The organism is Staphylococcus sp. AntiMn-1 (assembly GCF_001663395.1).
GTDB classification, from domain to species: Bacteria; Bacillota; Bacilli; order Staphylococcales; family Staphylococcaceae; genus Staphylococcus; species Staphylococcus equorum.
On the sequence record NZ_CP012968.1, the window covers coordinates 1297187 to 1309008 of the forward strand.

General features: G+C 32.1%; 11 protein-coding genes. 4 read left to right on the top strand and 7 right to left on the bottom strand.

Annotated features, from left to right (window positions below; all coding sequences use genetic code 11):
- Positions 1 to 134: 134 nt before the first annotated feature.
- Entirely contained in the window at positions 135 to 1853 is a 1719-nt protein-coding gene (locus AOB58_RS06390) for an ABC transporter ATP-binding protein (protein WP_064783124.1), read from the bottom strand.
- Between the two features lie 240 nt (positions 1854 to 2093).
- Between AOB58_RS06390 and pbp4 the strand changes: the two genes are divergently transcribed.
- Positions 2094 to 3386, top strand: coding sequence for a penicillin-binding protein PBP4 (pbp4, locus tag AOB58_RS06395; RefSeq protein ID WP_021339381.1), 1293 nt, complete (start codon positions 2094 to 2096; stop codon positions 3384 to 3386).
- A 231-nt stretch (positions 3387 to 3617) separates the two neighbouring features.
- On the opposite strand, the gene tagD is transcribed toward pbp4, so the two are convergent.
- From tagD to AOB58_RS06415, 4 genes are all read right to left on the bottom strand, one after another.
- Positions 3618 to 4016, bottom strand: a complete 399-nt coding sequence (gene tagD / locus AOB58_RS06400; protein WP_021339380.1) for a glycerol-3-phosphate cytidylyltransferase — start codon at positions 4014 to 4016, stop codon at positions 3618 to 3620.
- A gap of 92 nt (positions 4017 to 4108) precedes the next feature.
- Positions 4109 to 5167, bottom strand: coding sequence for a glycosyltransferase family 2 protein (locus tag AOB58_RS06405; protein WP_021339379.1), 1059 nt, complete (start codon positions 5165 to 5167; stop codon positions 4109 to 4111).
- Positions 5164 to 6255: a teichoic acid glycerol-phosphate primase TarB gene (gene tarB, locus AOB58_RS06410; RefSeq protein WP_031266024.1), complete on the bottom strand. Its 1092-nt coding sequence runs from the start codon at positions 6253 to 6255 to the stop codon at positions 5164 to 5166. Before tarB ends, AOB58_RS06405 begins: the two co-directional genes overlap by 4 nt.
- Positions 6256 to 6407: 152 nt before the next feature.
- Entirely contained in the window at positions 6408 to 7208 is an 801-nt protein-coding gene (locus AOB58_RS06415; RefSeq protein WP_002508391.1) for an ABC transporter permease, read from the bottom strand.
- 394 nt (positions 7209 to 7602) lie between these two features.
- Between AOB58_RS06415 and tagH the strand changes: the two genes are divergently transcribed.
- Positions 7603 to 8397 carry a teichoic acids export ABC transporter ATP-binding subunit TagH gene (tagH, locus tag AOB58_RS06420; protein WP_002508392.1) on the top strand — a complete coding sequence of 265 codons (795 nt, stop codon included), beginning with the start codon at positions 7603 to 7605 and terminating at the stop codon, positions 8395 to 8397.
- Positions 8398 to 8475: 78 nt separating this feature from the next.
- Here the strand turns inward: tagH and tarA are convergent, their stop codons facing one another.
- Entirely contained in the window at positions 8476 to 9222 is a 747-nt protein-coding gene (tarA, locus tag AOB58_RS06425) for an N-acetylglucosaminyldiphosphoundecaprenol N-acetyl-beta-D-mannosaminyltransferase TarA (RefSeq protein ID WP_021339617.1), read from the bottom strand.
- A gap of 242 nt (positions 9223 to 9464) precedes the next feature.
- On the opposite strand from tarA, the gene AOB58_RS06430 reads away from it, so the two are divergent.
- Positions 9465 to 10214, top strand: coding sequence for a M50 family metallopeptidase (locus tag AOB58_RS06430; RefSeq protein WP_021339616.1), 750 nt, complete (start codon positions 9465 to 9467; stop codon positions 10212 to 10214).
- Between the two features lie 103 nt (positions 10215 to 10317).
- On the opposite strand, the gene AOB58_RS06435 is transcribed toward AOB58_RS06430, so the two are convergent.
- Entirely contained in the window at positions 10318 to 10962 is a 645-nt protein-coding gene (locus AOB58_RS06435) for a metal-dependent transcriptional regulator (protein WP_002508395.1), read from the bottom strand.
- Positions 10963 to 11082: 120 nt separating this feature from the next.
- Here AOB58_RS06435 and AOB58_RS06440 point away from each other — a divergent pair, with 120 nt between their 5' ends.
- The gene (locus AOB58_RS06440) at positions 11083 to 11805 is read left to right on the top strand and encodes a metal ABC transporter ATP-binding protein (RefSeq protein WP_002508396.1); all 723 of its coding nucleotides are present in this window, start codon (positions 11083 to 11085) and stop codon (positions 11803 to 11805) included.
- Positions 11806 to 11822: the final 17 nt, after the last annotated feature.

Sequence of the window (11822 nt, forward strand, 5' to 3'; positions counted from 1 at the left end):
GGACTTTATATAAAATAACAATTTTATAATTCGATTATCACAGTGAGAAACATAATTTCAAACGGGAAATGTCCGCATTTTCTTATGAAAGCGAATACATCAATGTGGTTTTCAAACGTGTTTTTCGCTTTTTACTATTTTGATAAATTTTGCGTGCGTACAAATTGTTGATATTTTTCGTGATTTTCCATTAATTCTTGATGGCTTCCTTTACCTGTAACCTCTCCACCATCAATAAAGATAATTTGTTCTGCTTTTTTAATAGTAGAAAGTCTATGTGCAATAACAACTGTCGTACGATTTTCCATTAGTTCTTCTAATGCATCCTGAATTTTACGTTCACTTTCACTATCTAAATTGGCAGTAGCTTCATCTAGTAATAAAATATCTGGATTTTTAACAAAGCTTCGTGCAATATCTATACGTTGACGCTGTCCACCAGATAATTTCAAACCACGTTCGCCCACTATCGTATCGTAGCCATCATCAAATTGTTCGATAAACTCATGACAATTGGCTAACTGTGCATAATGGATTAGCTCATCCTCTGTCACTTCACGGTTGATACCGTACAAAATATTATCTTTAATCGTACCGTTCATTAATGCGTTAGATTGCATAACGTAACCAATTTTCTCACGCCAATCTCCTAGTGAGATATCGTAAATAGATTTACCACCATATGTAATGTGACCCTCTTCAATTTCATACATACGTTCTATAATATTAAAGATTGTACTTTTACCTGACCCCGATGGCCCAACGAATGCTGTTACTTTGCTTGGTGGTATATCAAAAGAGACATTTGAAAGTATCGGTTTAACGCCATATTTAAAATCAACATTTGCAAATGTTAGGCTACCATCAATGATTTCGCTTCCTTGATTTGACTCCAGTGGTTCGGTAGGTTCTTCCATAATTTCATAAATACGGCTACTAGCACCTACTGCTCTTTTATAATCCGTCACTAAAGTAGATAAATTAACGAGTGGCGCAGAAAGTTGAATAACATAGAAAATCATTGCAATTAATGTTCCAGCCGTAATCGCACCAGTAGAAATTCTAATCGCACCAAAACCTAAAATAATAGCTATCGTAAGTAACATGATCATTCCAGTTATAGGTTGTATGATAGCTGTAATTTTTGCTTGTTTTAAACCTAAAAAATAAATTTCTTTCAAATTTTTATGCGCATTATCCAATTCAAGCTTTTCAGTACTTGATATTTTAACTAAGCGCATTTCTGTTAATACGCGGCCAAGCAAACCACTAAAGTTAGCAATTTCTGATTGCGTTTTTTTAGATATATTTTGCATAATCTTACCTAAAGGTATCATGATAAGAATAAATAATGGGATTGTGATAAAAGTTAATAATGTCATTTTCCAATCCATTATAAAAAGCATAATTAACGAACCTATAATTGTTAATAATGAAGGTAATAAATTGGGCAATTTACGCGAGATAAATTCATTTATTACTTTTGTATCATCTGTTAAACGACTCATTAATTGACCGCTTTCGTTTTGATCAAAGAATGGCATTTTCAAATGAATAATATGTCGCCATAGGACTGAGCGAATGGCATAAATAATCTGTTCACCAATCTTACTTAATAAATATAAGCCTAAACCACTCAGTAACGCATTTATGATAAATATAGCTATAAATGCGGCAATGAACATCCAGTTAATATCTTCAAAAGAAAATTCATCAACAAGTTTACCAGTGAAAAAAGGTACGGCTAGTCCTGTGATACTACCTAATGAAGAAATTGTTACAGCAATCACAATCAGCCCCACTGGCCAAGATAATTTTTTAAATAAGTAGAACAATGGATTCTCTTGCTTCATGTTTATTACCTCTTCTAAAATTATTTTGAAATTCAGTTACTATTTAATGAAAATGAGCAGTTCACCATAATAGTAATACAGATGTTACGCATACAACTCCACACAACAAGGTTTCATACAATCATTTATCTATAGCACAACAAGGCTAAAAACCATTGTTATAACATTTTATTATTAACCTAAATGTGCTAAGATATTTCTATTGCACTAAAACTGAATATATTAAGAGGGAATGTAATTATGAGAAAGTTAATTCTGACAATCATAACTGTACTCTTCGTTGGTACAATTATAACACCTTTTGCCGATGCAGAAACAGTAACACCTACTCAAGCGGCAAACCAATATGGTCAAAGTGTTTCCGAAGACTACCAACCAGAAGGTGCAGTTAATGTTGCACAAACAGGTCAAATTCTTTATCAGTATCAGATGGATAAAGATTGGTACCCTGCTTCAATGACCAAGCTGATGACAATGCACCTCACACTTGATGCAGTCAATAAAGGAAAGTTATCTTTAGATGATACTGTAAAAATTACAGAAGATCATTATCGAATGTCCACTTTACCAAAAATTAGCAACACGAAACTATATCCAGGTGAGACATACACTATCAAAGAATTACTTCAAATAACAGTCTCAAACTCTAGTAATGCTGCTGCACTTATTTTAGCAAAAGAAGTTTCTGGTAATGTTTCAGATTTTACAGACGCAATGAATGAAAAAGCAAAATCTCTAGGCATGAAAAACACTCATTTCGTTAACCCAACAGGCGCAGAAAACACTCTGTTAAAGGATTTTACGCCAGAGAAATATAAAGATCAACAGAGTTCTACATCAACAGCGAAAGATTTTGCTATTTTATCACAACGTGCAGTTCAAGACACACCAAAAATCCTACACTTTACAAAACAACTTGCACCTACACAACACGGCGTTACTTATTACACCTTCAATCATTCACTTGAAGGTGCTGATATGAGTTTAGAAGGTACTGACGGTTTGAAAACTGGTTCAAGCGACATCGCAGATTACAACCACACCATTACAACCGAACGTGATGGTTTTAGAATTAATCAAGCTATCATGGGAGCCGGCGATTATAAGTCGCTCGGTGGAGAGAAAGAACGTAATAAGATTGGGAACGCCTTAATGAATATGTCTTTTGATCAATATAAACGTGAAAAGATATTATCTAAAGGTGAACAAGAAATTAATGGCGATACGTATTATGTAGAAAAAGACCTTTATGATGTGTTACCAAAAGAGTTTGATAAAAATGATTACAAACTCGTGGTGGAAGATGGCAAAATACATGTTGATTATGATCGAGAATTTATTTCTGATAAATATGGTCCACCAACAGTAAGTGTGAAAAAACCACTCGTTCATAAAACAACTACAGTTGTCCAATCATCATGGGATGACCATCCAATACTAACATTGCTGGGTACGGTCTTAATCATTACTGCACTTGCAATTATTGTTTATCTCATTTTAGATAAATTCAGAAAAAAATCAAAACGTAAATAATTAGTCTTGCTCGTTGAATAGCACTGCTCCTATTCAATACATTTAACTTAAAACCACTTTCATTAAATTCGATTTAAAATGAATTTATATGGAAGTGGTTTTTTTCAATATAAAAACCCAAGTCATCTCAATTTTGTGTAAACACAAAAACGAGATGACTTGGGTTAGTTAACTTTAATATTCAGTTTTAAAAAGTGATGCCTTCGACAAAAAATCTATATCAAACTCACTTTATTTTTCTGCGTCACCATAAAGCTCTTTTTTAATTTTAGTTGTTGAGATACCTTCTGTACGATTTAAGTAAATGACTTCACATTTCTCTTTCAAGAAATCAAATTCACCTTCCCAATCGTGGCCCATAACGAATGTATCTATTTCATAACGGTCAACATCGATTTCTTTTTGACCCCAACCGCCTTCAGGAATGACTAAATCAACGTAACGAATTGATTCTAACATCATTTTACGTTGTTCGTAATTGTAATATGATTTTTTATTTTTTACACGATTAAACTCATCCGTTGATAATGCTACAACTAAGTAATCGCCCATTTCTCTCGCTCTTCTCAATAATTCTATATGTCCGTAATGTAATAAATCATACGTACCATAAGTAATCACACGTTTCATAAGTATATCTCCCTTTACAGAATATTAATTTAAAATTTACATTTTTAAAAATTATAGCATATTGCTCAAAAGTTTACGAATTCTGTCATTTTTTAGCGTTTTAAATAATATTTTAATTTCATCTTTCCTCTTGATTTTGCACGCTTTGGCAGCACTTCTACTTTAAAACGATAATAATTAGGTCTACCGATTCCAACACTTAATAGTGTTTCTCTCCATTGTTGATAAAGTGCTTTATTCCATTTTTTACTCCCTTGCTCAACTACTTTAATTATTCTAAACATAGCCTTACCAGAGTAATCTGTTTTTTGCATTGCGTTGATATATGTTGTTACACTATCTAATAATTTTTTAGTAATCACATTATTCTTTTCGATATACGCTTGTAGTAAATAACTTACTATTAATTCATCCATTCGATAGCTATAATACGTTCTTTCATCTTTAGATGACAACAAGTCCATTACACGTGTTCTTACTTTTAAAGCATCTAACATGTAAGATTCAAACTGTTCTGCACGTTGATTTGTAACAGATCCTTCTATTTCATTGTATCCATATACAATATTAGGTAATAATTGAATTTTTTTCGCCTTTTTATATGCTGTTATAATAAAAAAATGTTCTTCACAAAAAACAACGTCTTCATCAAATCTTAAATCAGCAAACTGTGCACTAAACATTTTCCCACCTGGACCAATTGACTGCATGATATCAGGACATTGCGCTAACTCTACCTTCTCTAGCTTTTGAATTTCTTGATGCGTATATATTGGTTGCCACTCACCATGTTTACCTTTAGCTATTTGACCTAAAACGATATCCACATCTTCCGCTTTTTGATAAAAATCTGCCATAAAATCAATTCTACTCGTTAAAAATTCATCATCAGCATCTAAAAACATAAATACGTCACCAGTCATATGCGCAAGTCCTTTATTTCTACTTGCAGCTGCACCTTTGTTCTCCTGGTTAATTAGCGTAATATTTGGGTACTCTTTTTGTAATTGCTCTAGAACTGTTCTACTCTCATCGGTAGAGCCATCATTGATACAGATAATTTCATAATTTTGTTTCGTATCTACCGATGCAATCGCTCTACGAATTGTACTTGCTGCATTATATACAGGAATTATTATTGATATTTTCATAGTTTCACCATTTCCTCTATATAGCGAATGACTTGCGTTAAACTATCTTTAGCATTGTACTCATGCCAAGTTTCAAATAGTGGAGACCATACTATACTATTTTCTTGTAGTTTACGCACTAACTCATCTTCACTATAAGCTTTATATTGGGCGGGTATGTCATAATAAAATGAATTCAAACCGCGTTCCTTTTCATATTGCTTCTCATCGTATACATAAAATAATGTAGGTTTATCTAAAATACTTGCTTCAATTGCCAATGAACTATAATCACTTATAATCACATCTGCCATAATCATCAGAGATTGCAAGTTAATCGTTGTTTGATTATCGTTTGCTATAGAGGGATGTAATTTACTCAATAAAGTATAGTTCGGCAGTGCAGTTTCAAAATTCACTTTATCAATATTACGGTTAGATTGCTTATGTTCTCTATATGTCGGCACATATACTGCTACTTTTCCTTCTATACCATATTGTTTCTTAAGCTCTTGCTGTCTTTTTTCAACATTTAATAATGTATAAGGTACTAATCTTGGCAGGCCTGTTTTTAAAAACTGTTCGTCGGCGGCTTCAAATGCATCTTTAAAACAAGTGACCATAGGTTCTCCACCAACTAAATATTTATCTGTTGCTCGGTAAACCTTTTGATACTGATGGACCATTGGTTTATTCGATAAGTCCACTTGGTGATCTTGGAGCCCAAAGTTTTTAAGTGCACCAGCAGCGTGCCACGTTTGAATCACTGTCTGATTCGTCTTTTTCTTGAAACCACCAAACATTAAATAATACGTATCAATTATTATCACCTTGGCAGTGCTTAATGCTTTAATATGTTGAAATACTTTTTTATTACCTGCAGGTAGAAATGTCACATTTTCAAATTGTTGTATATATTTTCTATTTTCTTCGTTACCTATTACTGTAATTTTATATAATTTTCTATTTAACGCTTCTACAATGGGCAATACATCTTCTGCAAATGTCATCATGACCACGATATGATTATTCTTCAGCTTTTTTTTATTATAAATTAAATTTAATAAGCTAATGATAAACATATAAAGCTTTTTGATTATCTGTCTCACAAATTCCACCGCCAATTTAAATTTCGACTCTTATTGTTTACATTATATCTGTCTTGCACTAAAAATTATAGAAAAATCCTTTAACAACTATTTCAGTCATTAAAGGATTCATGTTAGCTCAAATAATATGAGTTAGTATTTTAAATTCAGATTTACATAAAGTCTGCAAATTGATCTCTGTAACGCATATGCATAATAGAACCTATTACGAATAAGAAGATAATAATAAACATATTGTAAAGCGTTAGTTCCCAATGCGTGATAAAGTACCATTCTTTATGTAGCACTGCAGAACGATATGCTTCTGCAAGATAATATATAGGATTTAATTTCATTACATCTTTCACAATACCTTCTGGTGGCACAATCAAAATAGAAGATGCAAAGAACACCATTCTCATTAATGCTTGAATCGCTTGTTGTGTATCTTTCACGAGTACACCAAGCGTTGAAGTAAATAATGCAATTGCTGTTGTAAGAATTAGTGCGAATGGCACATATAAAAACAGCTGCAACGTATAAATCGTAGGATAGTAACCTGCTAACATACAAAGTAAAATAACTACAACAAGTAACGCAAGATGTCCATAGAATCTACTCATTACAATATACGATGGGATAATCGATAGTGGGAAATTCATTTTTGCCACTTGATTATACTTAGTCGCTATTGATTTTGTACCTTCTAATATACCTTGGTTAACAAAGAACCACATGCTAATACCTACGAGCAACCAATAAATAAATGGTACACCATCTACTGGGCCGTTATCTCTAATTCCTAAACCAAACACGAACCAATAAACCATAATTTGCATTGCTGGATTAATCAATTCCCAGGCCGTGCCTAAATAGTTGTTTGTATTAGTGATTTTCATTTGGAACTGAGCCAATCTCTGAATAAGATAGAAATTTTTAAAATGCTCTCTAAAAACTACCCACACTGCATTCATTTTAATAAACCACACTTTCAATCGATTTACCTTATCACATTCCATTTGCGATGTTACACTTAAATTTAATATACGCTTTATTATCTATCTTAACAACTTTCATTTACTATCGTAAATCAGAATAGCTAAAAAGTGCTATAAATGATATATTTTTGTATACTAAGTGATGAAACAACGTTAATGAAAAATGAGATATAAGCTATCGTAACTTTATATTTTTCATTAATTTATCTTTATAGTTGATTTTATAACGTAAGTTCAGTAAAATTTAACAACTGTATAAAACTTCACTTCGTTAAATTGTACTCACTTACTTTACAATAGGTTTATAAATTTAACAACTAATATAATATATAATACAATAAGAGTAACTGTAAATAAGGAAGGTAAAATTATGAATGTATCGGTTGACATTAAAAATGTGACTAAAGAATATCGAATTTATCGTAATAACAAAGAACGCTTAAAGGATGTCCTTCTTCCTTTTCACGAGAATAAGACTTTTTATGCCCTAAATGACTTGTCCTTAAAAGCATACGAAGGTGATGTCATAGGTCTTGTTGGTATCAACGGTTCCGGAAAATCTACACTGAGTAATATGATTGGTGGATCATTGTCACCAACGAGTGGCGGTATCAACCGTGAAGGCGATGTAAGTGTAATCGCTATTAGTGCAGGATTAAATGGCCAACTTTCAGGTGTTGAAAACATCGAATTCAAAATGTTATGCATGGGCTTTACTAGGAAAGAAATCAAAGATTTAACCCCTGAAATCATTGAATTCAGTGAACTTGGAGAATTTATTTATCAACCCGTCAAAAAATATTCTAGCGGGATGCGTGCAAAATTAGGCTTTTCTATAAATATCACTACTAACCCAGATATTCTAGTCATCGATGAAGCTTTATCGGTTGGTGATCAAACGTTCGCCCAAAAATGTTTAGATAAAATATTTGAATATAAAAAACAAGGAAAAACTATCTTCTTCGTAAGCCATAATATGAAACAAGTCCGTGATTTTTGCACTAAGATTGCTTGGATTGAAGCAGGTAAACTTAAAAAGTTCGGTGAATTAGACGACGTATTACCTGAATATGAAAAATTCTTGAATGATTTTAAAAAACGTTCTAAAGCAGATCAAAAGAAATTTAGAAGTGATCTAGATAATTCTAGATTTGTAGTTAAATAACAGTAGGCTCACAACTAGTTTTATGAAAAATATAAAAGCGTAAATTGCAGAGAATTCAAACTGCAATTTACGCTTTTATTACTTTTTACGGGTTTCTTTAATTACTTTAAAAACAAATCGAGGTATTGATTTCATTCTTCCTAAGCGTTTCCAGTCTATAATCAGACGGTAAACCCACTCTAAATTCAAGCGTCTAAATAATGCGGGCGCTCTTTTCTTCGTGCCACTAAACACTTCTATTGAGCCACCTACGCCCATCAATACTGTTTGAGTAAATTTATTCATGTGTCGTTCAATCCAGTGTTCCTGTCTAGGATATCCCATCCCCACAAAAACATAATCAGGATTAAATGAGGTGATTTGTCTTAAGACCATTTCATCTGTTAAATCGAAAAAGCCATGATGAAAGTCAAAGTGAATGTTTGGATATTTTTGTGCTAAATTTTGTTGTGCTTTGATAACAACTTCATTATTAGAACCTAGTAAAAAGACTTTTTGATAATTCGCATTAGCGATTTTTAAACATTCTTCCATTAGTTCAATGCCAGGCACACGTTCTTTCAAGGGCGTTCTAAGTAACTTAGACGCTTTTACAACGCCTGTACCGTCTGGAATAACATAATTCGCGCTATTAATTAAATTACGATATTTAATATTATCCGTAGCGTAATCCACTATTTCTGGGTTTGCAGTAACAATAAATAAATTTTCTGGACTATTGGATAAGAAAAAATGTTTAACATTCTCTCGCATGTCCCTTAAAGTAACATTATCAAAATATACCGATAAGACATTTACTTTATTTAATTTGTTGCTCTCCGTCATTGTTGGTGATCTCCTAACTCAAAATACATCAAATGTAATTTAACATTTAGTTATTATTGCAATATTAACACATGACGCGTTTTACAGATATTTTAAAACTGTTCTTACTTTTATTCTTATAATATACATCAAAAGTCTAAATGCTTTCTTGTCTAAATTACTTTATACTATAGATTATGCTATGACAACCTTACTTTTTTTATGAATATGAGGTTGTTGAAATATTAAATCGAGGTAATCATATGACAAAAATACATGAATTTTTCAGTTCAGCTATTCAGCTCAATTTATATTGGGTTATGATTATAGCTCTACTTTATATAATCATTCATAATTATCGTAATAAACCGATAAATCGAATTTTGGATATTTATTTAAATTACATCCCTGTATTAACACATGAATTTGGACACATTTTATTCAATAAATTAAGTGGTGGGAAAGCCAAAGATTTAGTTATTGTTGCATCGCCTACTGAACGTATTGCTACGTCGCAACAAGGATTCGCTGTGACTCAATCAAAAAGTCGTTTCGGTCAATCTATCACTACATTTGGTGGTTATATCATGCCACCACTCATGTTATTTTTAGGTTTCTTAGCTATTGAATTTCAATACCCTAGTTTATTTATAAGTGCATACTTAGTTATATTTATTTATTTTTTAATACTAACCTCAAGAAAGATACTGCCAATCTTCATTGTTATTTTACTTATTGCACTACTCTATTTTTTATTCCAAAGTGATAATCAATTGATGATGTTTTACATTGTGAGCCTTACATCTCACTTTATATTGGGTGTCTTATTAGGCGAAGTCTTGCAATCTTCAGTCACTATTTTTAAACTGACATTTTCACAACAACCTGTATCTTGGGATGGTAGTACTTTAAAAGAGTTAACACATGTCCCTACCTTTATTTACAGCATGATATGGATAGCGATTAATATCTTCACAATTTATCAATTATTTCATGGGTACTTTTTTACTTAAATCACTGAGCTTGAGATGATGTTTCTAACATCTACCTCAAGCTTTTTTTATTTTTTTAAACAAAAAAGTGGATGCTAAAAGCTACCCACTCCATAAAAATCATTTATATTTCAGCGTAAATATGCGCTGCATTATCATAGCTTAAAATTGTCACATTTTCGTCTTTTTGAACAATAATCACTTTATTTGTATCGTCTTTATTAATGATTTTAATTTCTTCATCAATTAATATATCTTTGCTCGATAAATATATGAGTAATTCAGTACGATCACGAACACGTTTAATTGTCACCTTATCGTCAGCCTCAAATGAAAGTAAATTCGTAGTATAAAGTTCTTTGTATTTACTATCACGTGGTATCACGCCACCGTGTGGACAAGTAATTGGATAATCCAATAGTTTATCCAAACGTTCTACAAACAAATTAGATACTTTGTGCTCTAAAACTTCTGCTTCTTGATGTACTTCTTCCCAATTATATTTCAATATTTTTATTAAAAACAATTCAATTAAACGATGACGTTTAATGATATCCAACGTGTATGTTAAACCTTTATCTGAAAGCTGCACACCTTTATATGGTTTTGTTTCAACATACCCAGTTTTTTCTAAACGGTGAACCATTTCACTGACTGAAGGTGGTTTGATGTTTAAATATTGGGATAGTGTCTTATTTGAAACAAAAAAATGATCACCATTGTGCGTTAAAATCGCCTTTAAATAGTCTTCTTTTTCTTCAGTTAGCATTATCTCACCTCTCAACTCATTCACTTCATTGTATCACGAATCGACTTGACACGCTAAATCTTCATGGTATATTATAAGATAAATTAGGTTAGCCTAAAAATATTGTTAAGGAGGTCTAATATGTTAAGAGTTAAAAACCTAAATCTAACTTTAGGGAATAAACATGTCTTAGAAGACATTAATTTAAACATTCCTATAAAAGGCGAGATTATTGGCATAATGGGGCCAAATGGTGCTGGGAAATCATCTTTACTCAAATCTTTTATTGGGGAGTTTAAATCTACTGGGACCGCCCACTTAAACGATGATTACATACATAATTCATTAAAATCTATCACCTATATTCCACAAAAAGCGCATATTGACTTAGATTTTCCAATTGATGTCGAACATGTTGTTATATCAGGCGCATACAAAGATATCGGTTGGATTAAATGGGTAACGTCAGAAACTAAAAAAAGGTTAAATCAATTGATGAAAACCTTGGAATTAGAAAGTTTACGTCATCGTCAAATTTCACAATTAAGTGGTGGTCAATTACAGCGTGTACTTGTCGCACGTGCGCTAATGACGGAAAGTACACTTTATTTGTTAGATGAGCCCTTTGTCGGTATTGATTTCCATAGTGAACAAATCATTATGACACAACTACAAAAATTGAAAAGTGAAGGTAAATTACTTTTAATTGTCCATCACGATTTATCAAAAACTGAAGAGTATTTTGATCGTGTCATACTTTTAAACAAAACAATTCGTTATTTCGGTGACAGTAGTACTGCAATGCTACCAGAGAATTTAAATAGTACATTTTTAAATTCGAACTCAAAAATTGAAGCGACTTAAAACAACAGAAAGGAGAT

Excerpts from the sequence above, each read along its gene's own strand:
- AOB58_RS06415 (WP_002508391.1), bottom strand. The coding sequence starts at position 7,208 with ATGAATGCAGTGTGGGTAGTTTTTAGAGAGCATTTTAAAAATTTCTAT.
- AOB58_RS06405 (WP_021339379.1), bottom strand. The coding sequence starts at position 5,167 with ATGAAAATATCAATAATAATTCCTGTATATAATGCAGCAAGTACAATT.
- pbp4 (WP_021339381.1), top strand. The coding sequence starts at position 2,094 with ATGAGAAAGTTAATTCTGACAATCATAACTGTACTCTTCGTTGGTACA.
- AOB58_RS06390 (WP_064783124.1), bottom strand. The coding sequence starts at position 1,853 with ATGAAGCAAGAGAATCCATTGTTCTACTTATTTAAAAAATTATCTTGG.
- tarA (WP_021339617.1), bottom strand. The coding sequence starts at position 9,222 with ATGACGGAGAGCAACAAATTAAATAAAGTAAATGTCTTATCGGTATAT.
- tagD (WP_021339380.1), bottom strand. The coding sequence starts at position 4,016 with ATGAAACGTGTGATTACTTATGGTACGTATGATTTATTACATTACGGA.
- AOB58_RS06435 (WP_002508395.1), bottom strand. The coding sequence starts at position 10,962 with ATGCTAACTGAAGAAAAAGAAGACTATTTAAAGGCGATTTTAACGCAC.
- AOB58_RS06440 (WP_002508396.1), top strand. The coding sequence starts at position 11,083 with ATGTTAAGAGTTAAAAACCTAAATCTAACTTTAGGGAATAAACATGTC.
- AOB58_RS06430 (WP_021339616.1), top strand. The coding sequence starts at position 9,465 with ATGACAAAAATACATGAATTTTTCAGTTCAGCTATTCAGCTCAATTTA.
- tagH (WP_002508392.1), top strand. The coding sequence starts at position 7,603 with ATGAATGTATCGGTTGACATTAAAAATGTGACTAAAGAATATCGAATT.